At 33.5% G+C, this 21,080-nt stretch carries 23 protein-coding genes, 1 other RNA gene and 1 pseudogene; 5 read left to right on the top strand and 20 right to left on the bottom strand.

Going from position 1 to position 21,080, the window contains the following annotated elements; all coding sequences use genetic code 11:
• Window positions 1-5: 5 nt before the first annotated feature.
• A complete protein-coding gene (locus AAGD63_RS02940; protein WP_341813764.1) occupies window positions 6-1,136 on the top strand; it encodes a cation:dicarboxylate symporter family transporter in 1,131 nt (376 codons plus the stop codon).
• Window positions 1,136-1,741 (top strand): tRNA (adenosine(37)-N6)-threonylcarbamoyltransferase complex dimerization subunit type 1 TsaB, encoded by a 606-nt coding sequence (tsaB, locus tag AAGD63_RS02935; RefSeq protein WP_264331069.1) that lies wholly within the window; start codon window positions 1,136-1,138, stop codon window positions 1,739-1,741. Before AAGD63_RS02940 ends, tsaB begins: the two co-directional genes overlap by 1 nt.
• 11 nt (window positions 1,742-1,752) lie before the next feature.
• On the opposite strand, the gene AAGD63_RS02930 is transcribed toward tsaB, so the two are convergent.
• On the bottom strand, window positions 1,753-2,295 hold the full coding sequence (locus AAGD63_RS02930; protein WP_341813763.1) for an AAA family ATPase: 543 nt from the start codon (window positions 2,293-2,295) through the stop codon (window positions 1,753-1,755).
• 237 nt (window positions 2,296-2,532) lie between these two features.
• On the opposite strand from AAGD63_RS02930, the gene AAGD63_RS02925 reads away from it, so the two are divergent.
• A complete protein-coding gene (locus tag AAGD63_RS02925) occupies window positions 2,533-3,243 on the top strand; it encodes a class II aldolase/adducin family protein (protein ID WP_341813319.1) in 711 nt (236 codons plus the stop codon).
• Window positions 3,244-3,411: 168 nt separating this feature from the next.
• On the opposite strand, the gene AAGD63_RS02920 is transcribed toward AAGD63_RS02925, so the two are convergent.
• Window positions 3,412-4,059, bottom strand: coding sequence for a heme exporter protein CcmB (locus AAGD63_RS02920; RefSeq protein ID WP_341813762.1), 648 nt, complete (start codon window positions 4,057-4,059; stop codon window positions 3,412-3,414).
• Between the two features lie 108 nt (window positions 4,060-4,167).
• Here AAGD63_RS02920 and AAGD63_RS02915 point away from each other — a divergent pair, with 108 nt between their 5' ends.
• Window positions 4,168-4,545, top strand: a complete 378-nt coding sequence (locus tag AAGD63_RS02915; protein WP_007302671.1) for a TraR/DksA family transcriptional regulator — start codon at window positions 4,168-4,170, stop codon at window positions 4,543-4,545.
• Here the strand turns inward: AAGD63_RS02915 and AAGD63_RS02910 are convergent.
• The 18 genes and pseudogenes from AAGD63_RS02910 to AAGD63_RS02830 form a co-directional block, all read right to left on the bottom strand.
• Window positions 4,535-4,869 (bottom strand): annotated as a pseudogene (locus tag AAGD63_RS02910) (IS5 family transposase); the annotation flags it as partial. The gene AAGD63_RS02915 and the pseudogene AAGD63_RS02910 sit on opposite strands and share 11 nt — an antisense overlap.
• 104 nt (window positions 4,870-4,973) lie before the next feature.
• Entirely contained in the window at window positions 4,974-5,126 is a 153-nt protein-coding gene (locus tag AAGD63_RS06140; protein ID WP_410542029.1) for a hypothetical protein, read from the bottom strand.
• A gap of 99 nt (window positions 5,127-5,225) precedes the next feature.
• Window positions 5,226-6,188, bottom strand: coding sequence for an ankyrin repeat domain-containing protein (locus tag AAGD63_RS02905; protein WP_410542028.1), 963 nt, complete (start codon window positions 6,186-6,188; stop codon window positions 5,226-5,228).
• 257 nt (window positions 6,189-6,445) lie between these two features.
• The gene (gene ispG / locus AAGD63_RS02900) at window positions 6,446-7,726 is read right to left on the bottom strand and encodes a flavodoxin-dependent (E)-4-hydroxy-3-methylbut-2-enyl-diphosphate synthase (protein WP_341813761.1); all 1,281 of its coding nucleotides are present in this window, start codon (window positions 7,724-7,726) and stop codon (window positions 6,446-6,448) included.
• Window positions 7,727-7,730: 4 nt separating this feature from the next.
• Window positions 7,731-8,369: a TRP75-related protein gene (locus AAGD63_RS02895; protein ID WP_341813760.1), complete on the bottom strand. Its 639-nt coding sequence runs from the start codon at window positions 8,367-8,369 to the stop codon at window positions 7,731-7,733.
• Between the two features lie 176 nt (window positions 8,370-8,545).
• A complete protein-coding gene (locus tag AAGD63_RS02890) occupies window positions 8,546-9,121 on the bottom strand; it encodes a hypothetical protein (protein WP_341813759.1) in 576 nt (191 codons plus the stop codon).
• A 181-nt stretch (window positions 9,122-9,302) separates the two neighbouring features.
• Window positions 9,303-11,414: an FtsK/SpoIIIE family DNA translocase gene (locus tag AAGD63_RS02885; protein WP_341813758.1), complete on the bottom strand. Its 2,112-nt coding sequence runs from the start codon at window positions 11,412-11,414 to the stop codon at window positions 9,303-9,305.
• Entirely contained in the window at window positions 11,415-11,693 is a 279-nt protein-coding gene (locus AAGD63_RS02880; RefSeq protein WP_214250092.1) for a YggT family protein, read from the bottom strand.
• A 490-nt stretch (window positions 11,694-12,183) separates the two neighbouring features.
• Window positions 12,184-12,612 carry a ClpXP protease specificity-enhancing factor SspB gene (locus tag AAGD63_RS02875; RefSeq protein ID WP_341813757.1) on the bottom strand — a complete coding sequence of 143 codons (429 nt, stop codon included), beginning with the start codon at window positions 12,610-12,612 and terminating at the stop codon, window positions 12,184-12,186.
• Window positions 12,613-12,626: 14 nt separating this feature from the next.
• Window positions 12,627-12,961, bottom strand: a transfer-messenger RNA (tmRNA) gene (gene ssrA, locus AAGD63_RS02870).
• 448 nt (window positions 12,962-13,409) lie between these two features.
• Entirely contained in the window at window positions 13,410-14,423 is a 1,014-nt protein-coding gene (gene cgtA / locus AAGD63_RS02865; RefSeq protein WP_341813756.1) for an Obg family GTPase CgtA, read from the bottom strand.
• Window positions 14,411-15,685: a phosphopyruvate hydratase gene (gene eno, locus AAGD63_RS02860; protein WP_341813755.1), complete on the bottom strand. Its 1,275-nt coding sequence runs from the start codon at window positions 15,683-15,685 to the stop codon at window positions 14,411-14,413. The genes cgtA and eno overlap by 13 nt, the downstream gene beginning before the upstream one ends.
• Complete coding sequence (locus AAGD63_RS02855) at window positions 15,682-15,999, bottom strand: WPE palindromic element domain-containing protein (protein WP_341813754.1); 318 nt, start codon at window positions 15,997-15,999, stop codon at window positions 15,682-15,684. The genes eno and AAGD63_RS02855 overlap by 4 nt, the downstream gene beginning before the upstream one ends.
• Before the next feature lie 21 nt (window positions 16,000-16,020).
• Window positions 16,021-17,019 carry a glutamate ligase domain-containing protein gene (locus AAGD63_RS02850; RefSeq protein ID WP_341813753.1) on the bottom strand — a complete coding sequence of 333 codons (999 nt, stop codon included), beginning with the start codon at window positions 17,017-17,019 and terminating at the stop codon, window positions 16,021-16,023.
• A gap of 9 nt (window positions 17,020-17,028) precedes the next feature.
• Entirely contained in the window at window positions 17,029-17,640 is a 612-nt protein-coding gene (locus tag AAGD63_RS02845; protein WP_341813752.1) for an SURF1 family protein, read from the bottom strand.
• Between the two features lie 55 nt (window positions 17,641-17,695).
• Window positions 17,696-18,118, bottom strand: a complete 423-nt coding sequence (locus AAGD63_RS02840) for a bacterioferritin (RefSeq protein ID WP_341813750.1) — start codon at window positions 18,116-18,118, stop codon at window positions 17,696-17,698.
• A gap of 53 nt (window positions 18,119-18,171) precedes the next feature.
• Window positions 18,172-18,645: an RDD family protein gene (locus tag AAGD63_RS02835; protein WP_341813749.1), complete on the bottom strand. Its 474-nt coding sequence runs from the start codon at window positions 18,643-18,645 to the stop codon at window positions 18,172-18,174.
• A complete protein-coding gene (locus AAGD63_RS02830) occupies window positions 18,645-19,286 on the bottom strand; it encodes an HAD-IA family hydrolase (RefSeq protein ID WP_341813748.1) in 642 nt (213 codons plus the stop codon). Before AAGD63_RS02830 ends, AAGD63_RS02835 begins: the two co-directional genes overlap by 1 nt.
• A 236-nt stretch (window positions 19,287-19,522) precedes the next feature.
• Here AAGD63_RS02830 and AAGD63_RS02825 point away from each other — a divergent pair, with 236 nt between their 5' ends.
• The gene (locus AAGD63_RS02825; protein WP_341813747.1) at window positions 19,523-20,701 is read left to right on the top strand and encodes a hypothetical protein; all 1,179 of its coding nucleotides are present in this window, start codon (window positions 19,523-19,525) and stop codon (window positions 20,699-20,701) included.
• Window positions 20,702-21,080 lie beyond the last annotated feature (379 nt).

The raw sequence follows: 21,080 nt of genomic DNA, 5'->3' as shown, positions 1-21,080 counted from the left end.
AGAATATGTTACAATTACTAACCTTACTTGCTGTTATCACTTCGGTTGTATTCTTTGGTCATCTAGTTCCAATGGAAGTGAAAACCTTCTTGTATTCAATAAGCCTTAGTATAAAAGAGATCTTACTATTTATAATGCCTTTTATTGTTTTTGCATTAATCTTTAGTAGTGTTAACAATCTTAAGCAGTCGGCTATAAAGTTTATATTGTTACTTATTATAACGATTTTCTTGTCGAATCTAGCTTCAAGTTTAATAGCTTATTCTGTTGGGCATTTCATCACACAAAACACTTATTCAATACAAGATATAACATATGAAGAAACAATTGTTCCTTTATGGTCATTTAGGATACCTGCATTGCTTTCTAATTTTTATGCCCTTGCTTGTGGATTTGTGTTAAGCATATTAGTGTCCACAATATTACCAAAAAAAAGCAAAGAGCTCTCGAACAAAATGTTAGATTTAACTCTCTTTATTTTGAAGACATTTTTGACGCCAATTATTCCAATGTTTGTACTTGGTCTTGCTTTAAAAATGGAACATGATCAGGTTTTACCCATAATATTTAAGGATTACTCAATAATTTTTATTATTATATCATCTGTAACCTACCTTTATGTTTTTCTCTTATATGGAGCAGCAAATTCGTTCAAGATCACAAGCTGGATAGCTAGTATAGGTAATATGATACCAGCATTTATTACTGCAATGAGCACAATGTCTAGTAATATAGCTATGCCGCTTACTCTTGAAGGAAGCAAAAAAAATGTAAAGCAGCATGATATAGCATCGTCTGTTGTGCCAATAACCGCTAGCTTTCATTTAGTAGGTGATTGCTTTTTTATTATAATACTATCAATGATAATGACTTTTGGTGGTGCATTGTCTGCAACAGACTATGTGACTTTCCTTCTCTACTTTCTGTTATTTAAATTTGCTATTGTTGCAGTTCCAGCGGGAGGGATTATGGTAATGTTGCCCGTTCTTGAGAAGTATCTTAAATTCTCCCCAGAGATGCTTTCATTAATTACAGCATTGTATATAGTGTTTGACCCAATAATAACTTCAGCAAATGTTATGGGTAACGGTGCGTTCACTATGATGTTTACAAAGCTCTATGATAAGCTTAAGTGATGTCCATTCTAGCAATTAATACTGTAGGTGCTGGTAGTTCAATAGCAGTAATTGATTACGATGGTAATTGTTTTGTAGAACGCAATTCTGCAAACAATAGTCATGCAGAATCATTTTTTCAAATACTGAATACTTTGTTTGGTAAGCATAATTACAGCTACGATAAAATAGACCATTTAGCAGTAATAGTTGGACCAGGAAGTTTTACTGGAATCAGAGTTGGTATATCAACTGCACAAGGTATAAATCTTGCTACAAATAAGCCGTTATATGGGGTTAGTGCGCTGGAAGCTCAAGCATATGCAATATCGCTACTTTGTGCAAATAGCAAAAAAAATATTAAAGCTATAATCGAAGATGATCAAAAGTTTTATACGCAGTTATTTGATTTCAATTTGTTACCGCTATCAAATCCTGCTGTAGTAAGTGAACTCCAGCCTGAAACGCACTGCATTACATATATGGATTGCAGTTTACCAAAGTTGGATGCTAGCCATGCAGGGCTATTAGTCCGTTATAGACTAAAAAATAAACAAAAATTAAATGGAGTTGAGGCTCTATATTTAAATGAGCCTCAGTATATGAAATCGTTGCCTATTGCGTAAACACTATTAATTCAGCCAAGTTTGTACATCTGACTTACTATTTCTTCTGCTACTTCTTTTATACTCATATTTGAATTTTCTACCTCTATAACATTTTGTGGTACAAATAAATCTTCCTCCCTAAATTTAATACTATTTATATTAGTAACCTTCCTATTTTTTCTTTGCTTTTTTGATATAGTACGCTCTTGTAATATCAATGGATTGCACCTAAGTACTATAGGGAGGATTTTTGTGCTCATTTTTTTACTAAATTCTACTACTGAGTTATATATTCTTATGTTGTAATCATTATTTTTAATTAATTCATCAACAAATATATAATTTTTTGAGTCAATAGGATAGGCTTCTATTGCCTGAAACATAACATGTGTAGTGTTATATATTCTATCTCGAGCTTCTTTGGAAGTTTGATTATATTCAAGTCCACTTACAATTACTGCATTTATCATACTAGATAATACTATTGCTGTAGAAAGTTTACCACTTCCTGGAAGACCAGTGATATATATGAAAAATTTTGTTAGCTGTTTTTTTATGTCAATATTTATCATATTATTTTTAATATTAAAACCTACACTTATAATAACATAAAAACGAGGCTTTAAAATATATGAAATATTACATAAAAAGTCGTTTTTATAGTTAAAATACTATGTAATCTAGAAATGTAAACTCTAATCACCTAAGGCAAGTAAAAGTGCTTAGTATTTTAATGTAGGTTCACCTTTTAGTTTGTAATAAACTTTTTTTTTCACGTATAAATCTTTAGAAAATTTTAGTCAAGAGCTATGTTATTAACAAATAGTGAGTTGAAAAGAGACCTAGTTAACGCCTATCAAATTTTATCTTATCTTAAATTAGATGATCATACGTATACTCATCTCTCTGTACGTTCTGAAGATAAAAAGTCATTTTATGTTTATCCGTTTGGTATACGTTTTTATGAAGTAGATGAAAGTTCATTGATGAAAGTATCGTTTGATGGGAATATAATTGAAGGCAAAGAATATCAATATAATAAAACTGGCTATGTAATCCATGGCTTCATTTATCAAGCAAGGAAAGATATTCAAGCAATTTTTCATCTACATATACCTTCTATTGTAGCAGTTTCTTCTCTCAAGGATGGATTAATCCCAATAAGTCAGTGGGCGCTGCACTTTTATAACAAGGTATCTTACCATGATTATAATTCCCTGGCACTTGATGATACAGAAGGAAAAAGATTAATAGCTGATTTGAAAGAAAATTTTGTAATGTTAATGCGCAATCATGGATCTATAACATGTGGTCAGACTATACAAGAAGCAATGTTTTATACGTATCACTTAGAGCAAGCTTGTAAAACTCAATGCCTGACGCTAGCAATGAATAGGGAGTTGTCAATTCCAAGTGAAGAAATTTGCTCAAAAGCCGTAAAGGATCTTCTGTCTTTCGAAAGCAATCTTGGTGAGAGAGACTGGCACGCATGGGTTAGGTTGATTAAAGGTAAGTTATAAAAGTTTCTGACTCTTCGATAGATATTAGATTTCTTGCATAACCAGCCAGTCTGAAATCCAATAATGGTTTCATACGCTGTAATTCATGTAAGAAGTCTAATGTCTCCATCTCTACTTAAGTTAACACCCTTAACTAAGCAGATACAAGTAAATAACTAGTAAGTTTTTTCAATCCTGCTCCACAGCAAATTTTAATGCTATGTGAGTAGTTATAGTACTGTTAACAATTAAAATGACAAAAATTAAGATGGTGATTAGTAGTGTATAAATATTCAAGGATAAATTTTCAAATTGAGTTAGCAATTTGAAATATACAAAAGTTGGCATTATCATTGGCAAAACAAGAATTTGCGACACTCCTGATGCTAAGTTATTTCGACCAATCATTAATGCATTTCCAGTAGCTGAAATATTAATGATTATCAGCGTATTAAATAATAAAGACACTCCAACTGCTATTGAATGTTCAATATTATTGCCTAGAATTGCAAAGCTGAACATGAAAGAAATCACTGAAATCGGTAACCCAAATAACAACCAGTGAGCGAAGATTTTATAAGCAACTATCAGCCTAGAAGAGAGTGGCTGTACAAAGATTTGCTCTAATATTCCATCATGATAATCAGATGTAAATAAATTATTTGTAGAGATCTGCAAAACAAATGTAGCACATATCCATATTAATGTTAATATGACTTCTTGTTTACTGTTGTTTTCAAGTGTATATGAAGATAAACTTAACATTATAATAAAAATACATACTATATAAGTAAGATTATTATCATTTATTACTAATTTTTTTACCAAACTAATCATACCAGGATTTTAAATGTTTATTATAAATTATAGTGTTTACTTTGAGGGTAGTATAATTTTTTGTGTTTACAAGTTATATAAGTTTTAATATATTTTATTGATAATGCTATGGAAAAATTAATAAAAATAAAGTTACCGGAAGATTACGTTCCTTCAGAAAATGAAGAATATATGAACGTAAAACAACTGGAATACTTTAGCTTAAAGTTACAATCAATACTCTCTGAACTGGAGAAACAAGATCTAGAAGATAGTAGTATTTATTCTGATAGTGAAAATGGAGAATTAATTAAGCGACGAAAAGATAGAAAAGAAAAAATTAAGGAGGCGTTGGAAAAAATAAAATTAGGCATTTATGGTTACTGCGATGGAACGGGAGAAGAAATAGGAGTCGAAAGACTTAAAGCTAATCCGCTTGCTATGTATTGTATTGAAGAACAAGAGAGAATAGAAAAAGAAAAGAACGTTTATAACATTAATGATTAGAGCTTGTCCGGGAATTCAAGCATATTTCTCTCCTTAACATAACTCTACTCATAGCCAGATATATGAAATTTTCAGTGAGTAAATCTTATTCTTTCGATAGTCTTCTATTCCTAAAGCAAAAGTCCTTTCTACAACCCACCTTCTTGGCTGTACTTTAAATCCCTCATTGGTAGTAGCTAAGGCGGTGTGTCTTTGTTGACTTATAACCTACATGAAGGCCTTTTGACAATCTCAATATCCATACCATATTCTTCCTTTATATGATTTTTAAATTTTCTCCTTGGTATCCCATCACATTTTTTTAACTATAGTATATTTTTTTCTTACTTTCCTGTATGATACTCTGGAATAGCTTTCTATTCTTGTCCATTCCCTTTGACTTAGGTCTGCTGGGTGCTTTTTTCTCGTCTTTACCCAGTACTAAAACTTTAGATATTATAGCCTCTTTTACTAATCTCTGGACAAGCTCTAGCTTCGGTAAACTCAGTAGAAGGTTCTTTTGCAAAAAATGCAGCATGTACAGCATTTTTAATAAAAAAACATGCGGCAAGTGCAAATATTGCTGTCGGTACATAGCGCAAAGGAAAAGCTATACTAAAAAAAGTAGCAGAAGCGACGATTAAGCAACAACAAGTCAGTATCGTTTGATCACGTAGATAACGTCTATCAACTCCACCGTATTAAGCCATCAACCCTTTAACTTTATCATTGCTACCGTATGGCAGAGTAAGCGTTTTAATCAAATTCATTACACCATTATTAGTGAAATATGGAGCACACTCTATAACTCTGGAGCCATTAACCTTCTGATTAGGATCTGCACCATACTTTAGAAGCAACTCTAAATATTTTTCGCGTTTATCGTTGTCACAATTGATTGCTTGATATAATGGACCTCGACCATTTTCATCTAACATATTAGGATTAGCACCATATTTCAAAAGTATTTCCATAGTATGATCATCATCAAACAAAAACGCTTCAAACAACGGATTTTTACCATTTCTATCTACCATATTAGGATCAGCACCATATTGTAACAATAACTCTACAATTCTGCTGTCGTCGAGAACCATATAATAGTATAACGAAGCTTCATTATGTAATAGCTTTATATTAGGATCAGCACCATTTTCTAAAAGAAGTTTCAAAATACTATAATTTCTTGAATCTTTAGCTTGCATTAAAGCAATAGATAATGGAAAGTAAATACAAATAAGTTCTTCATTGATGTAATCACCAAATCTTCCATCTTTACTGCTTTTGAATTTGGAAAAAAGCTTTTCAAGAAACTTTATATCCTGATTATATAGAGCCCTACTTAAGTAAAACCTCAAATCTCCAGGCGAATTAATTTCATTTAAATTTTCGTCAGTTAGATTTTTAACCCCTTCTATATTTTCCTTAGTGAGAAATTCATATGCATTACCTAGCTTTTTAAATTTCTCCTCATTTTGTTTCTTTGCAGCTTCTGAATGTTTATCAGGATGATATTTTAAGGCTAATTTTCTATACGCTGATTTAATTTCTTGTTCACTGGGCGCATCGCTTGATTCAAAACCTAATATTTTTAAAGCTTTCTTTCTACTTACAATAAATTCCCCACTGAAATATGTTAAATTAAACGTAACCCAAAATTTCAAAAAGTAAAGCTTTTATGTCAAAATTGCATCTATTTCATAACTGTACAAATATTGTAGATCAGGAAACTTCAGTCCTTGATACTGGAATAACATCTCTATACTACTCCGGGCCAATCTAAATATTAAGAAATTTACCATATAAAAAAAGGCAAAAGAAACCCTATTAGCTATTATCTATTTTTTAAATTTACGTTCTTTATTGTCTCATTTGACGTTCACTAAACAGAATGTAGTCTAAGTACAAACTTGTGAAAGGCTTATGTGTAATGCTTCTCCACATAATCACTAATAATTTCCTTAAATTCTTTAAAAATATTATCACCTTGTAAAGTTTTGAAATATTTGCCGTCTTTGTAGACTGCTGAAACAGGTTTTTCTCCGTATCCAGGCAGGCTGATCCCCAGATTTGCATGTTTGCTCTCTCCAGGACCATTTACTATGCATCCCATAACAGCAACGTTCATATACTCTACACCAAGATTCTTTTTCTTCCATGCCGGCATATGAGTTTTTATATAGCCATTTACTTCCTTAGTTAATATACGAAAACGATCGCTACTTGTGCGTCCACAACCAGGACATGAACTCACCTGAGGGTTAAAGTAGCGCAAACCTATAGACTGCAGTATTTCCTGACATACTACCACCTCATTAGTGCGTGATTCACCAGGGCGCTGAGTTAAAGAAGCCCGGATAGTGTCTCCAATACCATTTTGCAATAAATAAGTAAGCCCTGCTGTGGTATTTACTACGCCTTTGTTACCCATGCCAGCTTCGGTTAAACCCAAATGCAGCGCATAATTGGAAGATTTTGCAAGTGCCGTATAAACTAAAATTAAATCTTGCACTCTGCTGACTTTACATGAAATGATTATTTTCTCTGCATTAAGGCCAATCTTTTCAGCTTTTTTTGCACTACCAAGAGCAGACATTACAAGCGTCTTACGTAATATAACATCAGAAGTTTTTGGATTACTAGACAAGGAGTTTTCATCCATTAATTTTTGTGAAAGGTACTTATCAAGACTACCCCAATTTACTCCAATTCTGACAGGAAGATCATGCGTTATTGCATACTCTATAATTTTTTCAAATTTTTCATCACGTTTATCACCAAAGCCTATATTACCTGGATTTATCCTAATTTTACCCAGAATTTTAATGTTGTCTGGATAATCCTGAATCAGCCTGTAGAGCTCATATTGTCCACAGCCTACTAATATCTTACCATCAAAGCCTTCTTTATTTATTTCCTCTACTATATAAGGTATTGCTTTTGCTACTTCCTCTGAGTTCAAAGCAATTCGCACCAATTCTGAACCTGCATGCGCTAGTTCTATTACTTCTTTTGCATATTTCTGAGCACTGCTTTTTATGTTGTCAGAATCTATATGTGCACCAAGTGCCATGGATTGAACAACTATAGGATTATTTCCACCTATCTTCACTTGTCCAACTTTTACAGTATGAGTTTTATGCCTGGAAACCGGCGATGACTCATATGCATCATCACTCAATGTCAGGTCTCTATCTAGCATATTATTAATCGTGACACTGTTTTACTGTGTCAACTACACTGCCAAATGAACTTGAACCATTTAAACTATGCTGTGGTGTTCTATTTAGATCAGTAATAGAATCATGAGAGCACGTTCTTCTTGATGGACTTTCTTTTATAGTAACATTTATAGGGGAAACTTTTTTTTCTCGTGTTGAAGTAACTTTTTTCCCTTTTTGTTGTTCACTTTTATGCTGCTTACTTTCATACTGAGAAACTGGCTCTTGATCTATAAATACAGCACCCTTTAAACGTGCAAGATTAATACCATGCTGATTGATCATAGCATCCTCCCCATCTTCAACTATGCAAGCTCCCACGTTGTTTGGCTCGTTATCAAGGCTAGCAATTTTTTTTTCTTTTAATTTTTTGATTAGATCTTCTTTATTTATAGCTAGATCTTGTAACTTTTTTTTCTTGAGGAGCTCCCTACGCTTCTCATACAGTTTATATGACTCAGCAAAATCCTCGTCTGCATGAAAGTTTGCACCATCAGGGTTACCAGGAGGTATGTACCTCTTACTGAACTTTACCTTAGACTTCGCTTCAACATTATGTACAGTAAAGAAACTAGAAACCAAAAGTATTAATATAAATAAAACTTTAGAAAAGATCTTAAGCATACTATAGTGAATATTGTACCTTAAAAGATACCAATTAACAAACTTCAAGTAAATCAGAATCTCTACCAACTTTATAATACAAACATCTTTCTAAAAAATTTACTACCAAAACCTGCAAAATCTAAAGAAAGTTTAAGGTGTTACAAATTTTACGTAACACCCTTTCAAGAAGAGCATTACACTCTTCCTTGCTGTAAGTTATCCTTCAGTTTTTCAGCACTATCGACACTAAACTTCTCATTTGTTGGTGTATCTTTAGATGAGTCGTTTTTCTTTTCCCTATCAAGCTTAACTCCTTGATAAATACAGAATGCAACGAAACTAGTTACTGCTATTGCAGCAACAGCACTGACTATGGCACAAATTAGTAGTGTTTTTTCTTGATCTGCTACTGTTTCTGTCAAATCTGCAATTTGTCCCGTGTGATCAGATACTGTTTTAGATAGTCTTGGGTTTTCCTCGTCCCCTAGTACGATTTTTCGTACATCTTCAAACTGCTTAGTACCAACCTTGTCTTTTAATGCACTAAAAACTTTTCCAAACTGCTCAACATCTATCTTTTGAGCTTCTTGCCACTCTTTTAATGCACTAAATACCTCTTCAAACTGTTTAGCATCTATCTTTTGAGCTTCTTGCCATTCTTTTAATGCGCTAAATACTTCTTGAAACTTTTTAGCATCAATATTTTGACTTTCCTGCAATGCTGTTACATCCGATTTATCAAAACCGAATACAAATTTGGTTATACCCATTTTTAACCCCCTAGCTAATTAATATATTACTATTGTACGTTTTTAGTAGTTAATTTAGTATTAAACACTATACAACTGGGATCCAATAAGAAATATCTGATCATGCGCTGGAACTTTTGAATTCCAGTTATGCAAGAGATCTATTGATCTTAAAATAACTTTCTTTGGTTTAAGTTAAGGGTTATTCTACCAATATCTCTCTCTTTCCTGAGTAACTCGGAGCACTGACAATACCTTCTTTCTCCATTCTTTCAACAATATTTGCAGCTCTGTTATAGCCTATTCTAAGTTGCCTTTGAATGTAACTAGTTGAAACCTTTTGATCTCTCTGAATAATGGCCACTGCTTGATTGTAGAGGTCATTTTCTTCATCATCTGTTTCACCTTCTGATTCCGCAAAAGAATTTTCATCTTCTCGAGTGATTTCCTCCATGTAGTTTGGCTCACCTTGCGTTTTCAGATGATCAACTATATTTTGCACCTCATCATCACTTACAAATGGACCGTGAACTCGAATAATCTTGCCACCAGAAGCCATATAAAGCATATCACCCATACCAAGCAATTGTTCAGCTCCTTGTTCACCAAGTATTGTACGGCTATCTATCTTAGAAGTAACAGCAAAACTAATTCTCGTTGGAAAGTTTGCTTTTATCACACCTGTTATCACATCTACAGACGGGCGTTGTGTTGCCATTATGATGTGTATTCCTGCAGCACGAGCCATCTGAGCTAAACGTTGAATAGAGCATTCTATATCTTTGCCAGCAACAAGCATTAAATCTGCCATTTCATCTACAATCACCACAATATACGGAAATGTCTCCATTTTAAGTGGTATTTTTTCAAACAAAGGTTTACCTGTTGTTGAGTTAAACCCAATCTGTACAACACGTTCCAATTCTATTCCGCTATTCATCGCTTCTGTAATTTTTTGATTATAGTTTATTAAATTCCGCACATTTAAATATGACATCATACGATAGCGATTTTCCATCTCTTTCACGATCCACTTAAGAGCAATAACAGCTTTTTTTGGCTCTGTTACCACTGGTGTTATTAGATGCGGTATTGCATCATATATTGAAAGCTCAAGCATTTTTGGATCGATCATTATCATCTTGCATTCATCAGGACTTAGTCGATAAACAAGCGACAGAATCATCGTGTTAATTGCAACCGACTTACCTGACCCTGTAGTTCCGGCAACAAGCAAGTGGGGCATTTTAGTCAGATCTGCAATAACTGGTTTTCCGCTTATTTCCTTGCCAAGCGCAATTGGAAGATTTAAGTTTGCATTTTGGTATTCTGGCGATTCAAGTAAATCACGCAGCATTACAATCTCTCGCTCCTTGTTTGGCAATTCTATTCCCATGGCATTTTGTCCACGAATTATTGAAATACGTGCAGAAAGTGCACTCATTGAACGTGCAATATCATCTGCAAGACCAATCACTCTTGCAGATTTTGTACCTGCTTGTGGTTCAAGTTTGTATAAAGTCACAACCGGTCCATAACATACACTTATAATTTTTCCTTGCACACCAAAATCACTCAGCACCTGTTCGAGCAGAGATAAATTCTTATTGCTCTCTAATGCATTCAACTGTTTTCTCTGCATAGATTCTTCTACTTTAGAAAGTAAGTGAATGCTTGGAAACTCAAACTCGCTAGAAGGTGGTTTAAAAATCTCTTCGGTAGCTTTTTTCTGTCTTTCTTTTGGTTGTTGTCTAGTGGTTCTATATTTTCCCTCTATTACTAATGGTGCTATTGAATAATCAGTAGTTTTACGTAACCTGAAAAACAGAAACTTTGCAAAAAAGGAAGCTATTTTTTTGCATAGGAAAAGTAAAGAATAAACTGTTCTCTTCCAATCAACCAACCCTACAACACCTATTGATGCTACTACTGTGAATATGTAAAATGGGCAGTGGTCAATTAGAGCATTACCGACTATTCCACCGTGCATGTATCTAGCAGTAATGCCAAGCGAAAGTTGCGACAATATAGCATATATTGCTACATTAATTAACGTTAGGTAGATAATTTTCAGCAATGATGCTCTGAAAATTAAAAAGTAAACTATGGTTGTAGCTATTGTAATACTAGCGAGTCCAAGAAATTGAACCAATATATCAGCTAAATATGAACCTACTACTCCGCCCAAATTTGTTACTTCCTGATTTGTAGCTGTATTTAAGGATGGATCTTTATAATTATAGCTAAAAACCGATATATATATATACATTAATAGTGACAAGTATATCGCTGATTTTAGCTGTTTTTTTAACATCTACTTAAAGTAATAAGTAATTGTATATTTTACAAAGTGAATTGCTATTATCAATATCATCACGGATAAATCTAATCCATTGAATGGTTGTATATACCTTCTGATAACCTTTAGTGGAGGATAAGTGAGTCTGTTTAAAGTTTGCATTATGCTGCTTACAATCTCATTATACATGTTAACTACATTCAATTTAATCAACAAATCGAGAGCAACTGAGCATATTAGAACGAAGCTGTAAAGATCAAGTAAAAGGTTAAGTAAGTATATGATTGGATGCATATTACTAATTTACACTAAAACCTATTATGTGTAGTGATATGTATAAAATCAAGCCCCACAATAATTTTTATGCTGAAATAGGTGTAAACAATAAGCTATAAGATATTATACCCTTTGATTCCACGTGGATAAAAAACTTATTGATAAATTAACGGAGAGATGTGTACTGTATGAATAGCTTTTTGATCATGTTTATTACATGCAGGATAAGTGTTCAGGTACGTATGAAACCAGCGCTTCTTTTCTTGTCACCTCTTGTTACCTAAATAGCCTCTGTTCAAGTAGCCCCTTTGTTGTCATCCCAGTGCCCAGACACTGGGATCCAGATTGGCACTAAGTTGGTAAACATGAAAGCGCTTTACAACGTTTTTTATGTGAAAGCCAATGTCAGCTACTCAAATGATACCATTTGTTATAAACTCACTTTTACTCTATGGTCTTGTCGATATCCTGAACAGATACAATATTTTTTATTTATAAAATGAAGTAACTACTTATCGTAAAGTTGATCTATAGATATAATACTACCGTTTGATGATTTTTCAGCACATTTTTCACTTTCGTATTCTTTATCAGAATCAACGCTAAATACTAAAGTATCTCCTGAAATTTTATCATGAAACTCACTAATAGCAAAAAACGGTACAGTGACTTGTTCTTGTTTTCCACGAAAGCTCAAACTGACGCTAAACTTATCTTCAAGAACTTTTAGACCAAAAAATTGATGCTGTAATATAATAAGCATTTTAGTAGGGTATGATTCTTTCAAGTAGTCTGGTATGACAACACCATTAAAGCGCGTAAAAAATACTATTTCTAAGTGAGGAGTAAAAACATTATCTAATATAGTATTCAAAGCCTTTTTGATAACTTGAAATTTAGCATAACTAAGCGACTTCTGATAATCTGTTTTATCCATATAACCCTTACATGTTTGGGGGAACTTCTGTTACCCGGCGTTCCCTAAACCGTGCTTATAGCAATGAAGTTATAGTGCCTAAATTAAGCAGCTAATGCAACATTGTCTTCGGCAGCAAAGTTATCGTTTGCATCTAAATTATGAACTCTTAGCGGTGGTATCTAACCGAGCAAAGCTACCATCTTTACTATGCATGTCGATCCTTATTCGCCCCCGTATCAAAAATATGGTGGAGGCGCCGAGTACTGCCCTCGGGTCCAATACACCTATTACAAGGTAATTTTATTGCCATAGTGTATAAAAAATACACATGTTTATTATACAGTAGTATTGAATAAATGTCAAGTTATTGAACTCCAAATTGATTGGCAACTAAAAAACTAATATAAAAATTACTTCGCCTATTTATCTAATCTTAGTATAATCAAAGTAGAGGTATTTTTAGAGCTCAAAATCTATCTTCGTCTGCAGACTTTTCTATCAAATAATCAAACTAAGTAAAGAATGTAGCGTATCTTCTTCAGCGCAAATGGGTGCACACATATGCTTAATCTCTGTCGCATGTGCGTTACATTTTTTCTGTTCTTTATTAATAAATATGGGGGATTCTATGCCTAATTCTTAATAAAAATTGCTCAAATGCTTGTGTAACTATTGAATTTACTGAATTCAAGCAAGTAAGAGACAGTGTAAAAAGTGAAATAAGCCGAAAAAAAGATAAGTTGTGGAACAAAAAATGCAGACAACTGTGGAAAATTACCCACTGGAATCCAGACTTTGATTGTCAAATAAAAAATTCACATCTTAAAAGGATCATATACATTAATTTCCTTAGTTTTCACTTTCTCGTTTAATAATCTCAAGATGGGTTGTAAATCATCGTCGATTGATAAGCACAGTACTTCTCTATCAAGAAAACCGGCTAGGTGATTCCTTTTCTCAAGGATTTCTGTTTCTTCCAATAAGTCACATTTATTTAACACTACAATTTCCTCTTTTTCAACAAGATCGCTATTGTAAAGCTTCAGTTCATTATGTGTACAATTATAAGCTGAAATAATGTCATCGTGAGTTACATCAATTAAATGCAGTAGAATTTTGCACCTTTCTATGTGCTTTAAAAACTTGTGTCCGAGCCCAACTCCAAGATGAGCATCAGCGATTATTCCAGGAATATCTGCTATTACAATTTCGCTATAATCCACTTTTGCTACACCTAAATGTGGTCTTATAGTAGTAAATTCATAATCGCCTACTTTCGTATCAGAATTTGAGCAGCGGGTTAAAAATTTAGATTTACCTACATTTGGCATACCAATAATGCCAACATCAGATAAAACTTTTAGCTTCAATATTATATTTCTTTCTTCGCCGGGCTGACCATGAGTAAAATGTCTTGGTGCCCTATTAGTAGCAGATTTAAAGTTAGTATTTCCAAGCCCACCTTTTCCACCTTTCACTACTTGAAATTCCATGTCAGGTTTATCAAGATCTACTATTATTTCCTCACTTTCTTCATCGATTATTTGTGTACCAACTGGAACTTTAAGTATAATATCTTTTCCTGCTGTGCCAGATTTATCTCTACTCGTACCACTTTTTCCACTACTCGCTTTAATATGTCTTCGACAACGAAAATTAAGCAAAGTGTTGAGATTTGCATCACTGATGAAAATTATGTCTCCTCCCCTGCCCCCATTACCACCGTTTGGGCCACCAAATTCAACGAATTTTTCTCGACGAAAACTCGCGCAGCCATCGCCACCATCACCTGCTTTTAAATATAATTTAACTTCATCTATGAAATCCATGCCAACCCGCGATAATATTTAGCATTTTCTCCTAATGAACTTTCTATTCTCATTAATTCATTATACTTTGCAAGCCTATCAGAACGCGACAGCGAGCCAGTCTTTATTTGCCCACAATTCGATGCAACCGCTATGTGGGATATCGTTGTATCTTCTGTTTCACCTGAGCGATGCGAAATAATAGCCCTATAGCCATTTGATTTTGCCATTTCAATAGCAGCAAAAGTTTCCGTAAGCGTTCCTATTTGATTTGGTTTAATTAGTACAGCATTTGCCATTTTCTCCTCTATTCCTTTACTTATTAGTTCACAATTTGTAACAAATAAATCATCTCCAACCAATTGAACTTTATTCCCAAGTTTTACAGTAAGTAATTTCCAACCTTCATAGTCGTCTTCATTCATTGCATCTTCTATAGAAATTATTGGATATTTGCCTACAAGGTCAAAATAATACTGAACCAATTCCTCTGAAGTGAGTTCTCTGTTTTCAAATTTATAAACTCCATCTTCATAAAAAGTAGATGCAGCAACATCAAGACCCAGTGCAAAGTGATTTTTCATCGAATAACCGGCAGATTCAACAGCCTGAATTATCAAATTAAGAGCTTCTTCAGTGCTTCCAATATTTGGTGCAAAACCACCTTCATCTCCTACGTTTGTGCTATAACCTTTTTTCTTAAGAATGCTGCGCAAGTTATGAAATACCTCTGCAGATATTCTGATTGCTTCACTGAAAGTTTCAGCACCAACGGGAAGAATCATAAATTCTTGAAAATCTAGTTTATTATCCGCATGTACTCCACCATTAATTACGTTAATAAGTGGAACTGGCATCTGCTCTTCCCCTACTCCCAAATACTTATATAACGGCATTTTAAAGCTGTTTGCTGCTGCTTTTGCAACAGCAAGAGACACACCCAAAGTTGCATTTGCTCCAAGTTTAGATTTATTTTTTGTTCCATCTAGTTCAATTAAAATTTTATCAATTGCACTCTGGTTTGCTGCATCCATGCCAATGATTTTATTTGCTATCACTTCACTCACAGATTGAACAGCTTTCAGCACTCCTTTACCACAATACCTTTTTTCATCTTGATCTCTCAGCTCCAATGCTTCTAGTTTACCGGTCGAAGCCCCAGAAGGGACAGCGGCTCTACCTGTTGCTCCATCACATAGTTCTATTTCTACCTCAATTGTTGGGTAACCCCTGCTATCTAAAATTTCTCTTGCAAATACACTGCTAATTGTCTTTTTCATCATGCTAAACCTCTACTAGATTCACAATTGTGTGCACGTTCGGGAAATGTCACCCCAGCGCTGTAACATTCCAGTGTACGAACATTGCAACCTACAGATAAACAGATAATTTGAGTAGCAGATGGTGTCATTCCAGTGCTTGACACTGGAATCCAGTTTTTATTATACAGCCACTTATTTAAAGTTAAGTTTTCTGGATCCCAGCGTCTGGGCACTGGGATGACACCATTCTTAATGGAAGCTATCCCCATATCGCAATGTCTGTACAGTTGTTTGCCTAGACACTGGGATCCAGTCTTACTACACAATTTTATCATATAAATCACCAATGCTTAAGTTTATTTTACTAGCAGCAGCTTTGCAGCTTCTCTTGCTAGTTTAGCTATATTACTACCAGCACCAATAAATAATACTACATCTCCTGAACTTGTCGAATTACTAATAAAATGTGAAATGAGTAAAGCATCATTCATAATCTTCACATCATTAAACCCATTACTGATCAAGGCTTTTTGTATATCATCAATTCCACAGCCAGAAATAGGCTTATCTTCTGGAGGGTGGATAGGAGTGAGAATTACATAATCAAACATCATGAAAATTCGTACGAACTCATCAAAAAAATTACGAATACGAGCAAAACGAAGCGGCTCGATAATTCCTGTTACCTTTCCTTTAGTGGTCAAACGTGCTGCTGACAGGGTTGCCTGTATTTCATTTGGGTGGTGAGCATAATCCTCAATTAACTTAACACCTTTAATATCGGCAATTAATGAAAATCTCCTTGCTACTCCTTTAAATTCCAAAAGACCTTTTTTAATCTCTTCATCACTAATTCCAAGTTTCACTGCAACTGATATTGCAGCCAGGGCGTTGCTAACTTTATGCATTCCTATTGCATTTGATAGCACTACATTCTTTATAATTCTGGTACAAGGTTGAATATCTTCTTTTTGTCTTTCGAGAGCGAGTTCTTTTAATCGAAAGACTATATGTATATTATCGTCATCAATTTCAATACGCTGAACTAACTTTTTAATTATATTAAATTTAGTCTCCCAATCTACCTCTGATAAATCACACTTTTCCTTCGTTATATGCTCTCTTACCATCTTCGCTTCTTTCCATATTACCTCTTCTAGTATATCCGCGCATATTGATTTGCTGTTACATTCATCAAAACGGATTCCGGAACAACAATAGTAACTTTTTCCTTCCTTAGTATGACTCATTCCATAATAAGTGTATTTACAATACTGACATACAATTAATTCTTGTAATAAGTATTTACTTCCTCTTTGTTGCATTTTTTCTATTTGTAGCTCTTCTTTTTCCATGCTACCTCCCTACAACTTATATCTATTTTGCCTACAGTAAAATACGCACATAATGAGACAAATAAAGGAAAGTGCAAACCAAGTAATTGCATACTCCAAATGCTTAATTGGCTGTATAGTCAATTTTCCACCAAAATTGTCTTGCCACAATATACATTTTTCTAGCTTAATACCTAGATCATTGGAGATTTCTTCTGTATTTAGGGTAAACCACGTATTTGAAGCAATATCATTTTTGATAAACCAATTTTTGCTACCATCACAATATAAAACTCCACTCAAAGCTACTTTTTCAATTTTTGCTTTTTCTTCTTTTTTTTCTCTGACTATCCCTTTATTTATTAACATGTAATGTCCATTGATAAGCAACATAGGAGACAGCACATGATAGCCACGTTGACCTGCGAAAACATATAGTTCTATATCACTTAAAATTCCGTCGATTTTAACGTTTCTGTAGTTAAACTTTGAAAGATTATCACTAGGCAGTAGATGAATAACTGGAAGATCCATATTTTTGATAATATTATTCTTCCAGCTCAATCTAAATAACTGCCATAACCCGAGTGAAAAAAGAAGTAAAAAAGGTATAATGAAAATAAATACTGTTTTTCTTAACACTCTATATTTGTGTTCTCAAGTAATTTTCAATACCCATAAGCTCAATAAGGTCAATCTATCCTTTGATCCAATGTAAGTGCTCTTCCTCATTTTTCAGTAGTTCTTCTAATAACATTACACTCACGAAATCCTTTTCTTTTTCAGCAACGGAAATTGCCTCTTTGATGCCCTTGATACCTTCTTCTTCTAAGTTAGAATTATCTTCTAAGATTTTCTGCATTGTATCTTTTGTGAACTTTCCTTCATACTTTGAGATTTTATTTGTATCTTGAAAATTTGGCATGCCCTTAAGCAGTAAAATTCTTTCTGCCAGCCTATTTGCATGCTCAAGTTCTTCATTAAGCTCCTTTCTCATCTTTTCTGCAAGTTTATTGATTCCGCTATTTTTAAGAATCGCAGAATGCAAAAGATACTGACGTACGGAAGTTAATTCATGAGTCAATAATTTATTCAAATGTTCTACTATTTCTTTATTCATAACCTTTCTTTAGCTAATATACCAATGTAATCTACACAACAATCAAGGCAACATCAATTCATTTTTCTCACAACAATCGTATCAAATAGCACATCATGAAATGCCTGTTTCCTCTGAGAGAAGCAAGCAACTAAATACCAACTGAAGGTAAGCATCACTATAATCACTTCTAGTGTACTTAAAGCATTTACTGATGTTTGAAAAAGTTTGATAAAGGTGATAATTGAATTATTTAGCATAGGAAGAAAAAACTGAGAGATAGTACGATCAAATGCTAAGCTCAAACCTATTTTAGAACTATCTAAAGTGGTAGTATATATATTCATTAACTGTTGACCAGGAGTTGCTTGAGCTGTTGAAGATATAAAATATGTAAAGTAACCACAATTTATACACATGTATGACAGGTGTAAAATTAATGGAAAATCCCCTAATAACAACACAATTAGTAAGGTTGGAATTAATAAAACTGCTACATCTATTAAATATGCGCAAAAGCGCCTGTGTACACTAGCGATCTCTGTCATTACCACCTATCTTTCAAATACTTTACTATGAACTCTGTAAGTTTATTAAAATGTTGAAAATATAACAAATCTTCATAACCGCTTATTGATTGGCCGTATATAATAGGTAAGCAATTGGTATTTTGTGCACATAGAATGTCTGTGATGCTATCACCAACAAAAAACACATTTTCTCTATTTATAGGTAACGTACTCTCCTCCAGTGCAAATAGTAGTGGAGTTGCAGATGGCTTATCTTCTGCAGTATCACATGAGCCAACTATTCTTTCAAAGTAAGAATCTAGTTTAAAATAGGCAACTTCTTGACGTAAATTAGTATTTTTCTTATTGCTCACTATTGCTAGGTAAATATTGTGGCTTTTGAGTGTCTGCAGCATTTTCTCTACTCCTTCGTTCAGAGTAATATTTTGTAACAGTGCATTATCTAGGTATTTTTGATATATCTGATTCGCTTTTTTCCACTGATCACCAAACAAATTGACCATGTAGCTCTTTCTTGATTCATGAGAATTTCTATCAGCAACTTTGTTGCTGCACCCCATTGAACTCAAGGTATGCTGAATGGCATTAGAAATATTATCTTGAGTGTCAACTAAGGTATTATCCCAATCGAATACTACTGCTAACGGGCTATTTTTCATTTTTATATTGTTACGTATTTTAAGTTAATAAGTAAATGATATTTTGATGAAAAAAGCATAAATGAGGTGCTCCTTGTGTCTTAACCATTTTTACATAATCAACTAATATACTGATTTTAATATAAGCTTTTATTTAGTTAGGTATGACACAGCTTAAAGATACACAAGATATTGAGAAGAAATTCAAGGATGTCTTTGCTGGTGCTTTTCCAGAAGGTACGTCGCTGGAAGATAAAGTGAATATTATCAATGATTTCCGCCAGGAACTTAAAGCTTACAAAAGGCAAGTAACCAAAGAAAATCCCGGGAAAAGGTTAAAAGATATTTCTGCAGCAGATAATTCTTCACTGGGAGATAAAATCAAGACTATTGCAAAATTAAATCGTAGTCTTAGAGATCGAATGAACCGTGCAGTTAAAAAAGTAGCTAAAGATTTTGAAAAGATCGTCGAATTGAATCGGGAACTTAAAGATGTTTTTCCAGAAAATTCTTCATTGGAAGATAAAGTAAAAATTATTGTTGAATTGTCCCGGGAGCTTAAAGCTCAAAAAGGGCGTACAGATGAAGTGAAGATTATTAAAAAATTGATTCATAATCTTGAAGGTCGAATGGATCGTGCAGCCAAAAAAATAGCTGAAGATTTTGAAAAGATTGCTGGATTTAAACAGAAATTCGAAGGAAAAGACGTTTTTACAAGTAAAAAAGTTGCAGAGTTTGAAAGTAATAAAAAATCTCAAACTACATTAGAAGGCAAAATTTCTGATCAAAATAAACAAGAAAAGACCTCTGTGCAAACAGACAAAATTCGTGACTCAGTTAGCGAAACAAATACTTCTGGAAGATCCGTTTCAGAAAATAAAAACTTTGAACAAGAAAAGACCTCTGTACAAAAAGACAAAATTCGTGACTCAGTTAGCGAAATAGATACTCCTGGAAGAGCTATTTCAGAAAATAAAAACTTTGAACAAAAAAAGATTTCTGTTCAAACAGATACAGTACAACCTTCAGTAAGCAAAGATCCTATAAAAGATAAACCTAGCGACAAAAAGCCTGAAATTTCGTTAAAACAAGTCTCAGTGGATAGGAATGCTACAGAAAAAAAATCTAATAATAAAAAATCTCAGTTAAGTGAAAAGAAAAATATAGCTCAATTGAAAGAAAATCAAAAAGAAGAAGGCTTTTTGGTACGTTTTCTGAAGAAAATATTCAAAAAACTTTTTGATGAAGATAAAAAGAGTGTAGAGGATATAAAAGGAACTACTCAAAAAAGCACTTCAAACGATGAAGGGCAACAACAAAATAAGCTCCTTTCAAATCAAGATCAAAGCGCAAGTGAAGGTTTAAAGCAAATTGATAATCCATTGGTAACTCCTGTCACGAAAGTAGAAAAAACAAAGACAGACCATGAAAGATAATTCGCCTTAGATTTCTTGCATAGTCTGGGGTCTAATTTGTCATCCTATGGCTTGACCATAGCTAAAAATCTGGATTCCAGCTTCACGCGCTAACTTAAATTATTTATAAAATTTGTTCCGGTTCTCTAATTGCATACAAGTCAATAATAATTTTTTTTGTATCATGAAAAATATTTTCTGATGTAAAATTCAGCTCTAATACAACCTTTTATTTACTATCATGTTGTTTTGTTCAATCAAAGAGTGCCTTATCGGCAACTAAAAACTAGTACTAAATTTCTAATTAACCCCTTTTAAATTAGTGTAGCCAATGAATATGTGGATAAATACGCCTACACACATTTAAAGTATTTATCCACATATTCATTAAGCTTATAAA

This window comes from Wolbachia endosymbiont (group B) of Germaria angustata (genome assembly GCF_964026725.1).
Lineage (GTDB): Bacteria > Pseudomonadota > Alphaproteobacteria > Rickettsiales > Anaplasmataceae > Wolbachia > Wolbachia pipientis_C.
This window is presented reverse-complemented; position numbering and strand designations above follow the sequence as displayed.

Coding starts and splice junctions, on each gene's coding strand:
- AAGD63_RS02940 (WP_341813764.1), top strand. CDS start 6: ATGTTACAATTACTAACCTTACTTGCTGTTATCACTTCGGTTGTATTC.
- tsaB (WP_264331069.1), top strand. CDS start 1,136: ATGTCCATTCTAGCAATTAATACTGTAGGTGCTGGTAGTTCAATAGCA.
- AAGD63_RS02930 (WP_341813763.1), bottom strand. CDS start 2,295: ATGATAAATATTGACATAAAAAAACAGCTAACAAAATTTTTCATATAT.
- AAGD63_RS02925 (WP_341813319.1), top strand. CDS start 2,533: ATGTTATTAACAAATAGTGAGTTGAAAAGAGACCTAGTTAACGCCTAT.
- AAGD63_RS02920 (WP_341813762.1), bottom strand. CDS start 4,059: ATGATTAGTTTGGTAAAAAAATTAGTAATAAATGATAATAATCTTACT.
- AAGD63_RS02915 (WP_007302671.1), top strand. CDS start 4,168: ATGGAAAAATTAATAAAAATAAAGTTACCGGAAGATTACGTTCCTTCA.
- ispG (WP_341813761.1), bottom strand. CDS start 7,726: ATGCTAGATAGAGACCTGACATTGAGTGATGATGCATATGAGTCATCG.
- AAGD63_RS02895 (WP_341813760.1), bottom strand. CDS start 8,369: ATGCTTAAGATCTTTTCTAAAGTTTTATTTATATTAATACTTTTGGTT.
- AAGD63_RS02890 (WP_341813759.1), bottom strand. CDS start 9,121: ATGGGTATAACCAAATTTGTATTCGGTTTTGATAAATCGGATGTAACA.
- AAGD63_RS02885 (WP_341813758.1), bottom strand. CDS start 11,414: ATGTTAAAAAAACAGCTAAAATCAGCGATATACTTGTCACTATTAATG.
- AAGD63_RS02880 (WP_214250092.1), bottom strand. CDS start 11,693: ATGCATCCAATCATATACTTACTTAACCTTTTACTTGATCTTTACAGC.
- AAGD63_RS02875 (WP_341813757.1), bottom strand. CDS start 12,612: ATGGATAAAACAGATTATCAGAAGTCGCTTAGTTATGCTAAATTTCAA.
- cgtA (WP_341813756.1), bottom strand. CDS start 14,423: ATGGATTTCATAGATGAAGTTAAATTATATTTAAAAGCAGGTGATGGT.
- eno (WP_341813755.1), bottom strand. CDS start 15,685: ATGATGAAAAAGACAATTAGCAGTGTATTTGCAAGAGAAATTTTAGAT.
- AAGD63_RS02855 (WP_341813754.1), bottom strand. CDS start 15,999: ATGATAAAATTGTGTAGTAAGACTGGATCCCAGTGTCTAGGCAAACAA.
- AAGD63_RS02850 (WP_341813753.1), bottom strand. CDS start 17,019: ATGGAAAAAGAAGAGCTACAAATAGAAAAAATGCAACAAAGAGGAAGT.
- AAGD63_RS02840 (WP_341813750.1), bottom strand. CDS start 18,118: ATGAATAAAGAAATAGTAGAACATTTGAATAAATTATTGACTCATGAA.
- AAGD63_RS02835 (WP_341813749.1), bottom strand. CDS start 18,645: ATGACAGAGATCGCTAGTGTACACAGGCGCTTTTGCGCATATTTAATA.
- AAGD63_RS02830 (WP_341813748.1), bottom strand. CDS start 19,286: ATGAAAAATAGCCCGTTAGCAGTAGTATTCGATTGGGATAATACCTTA.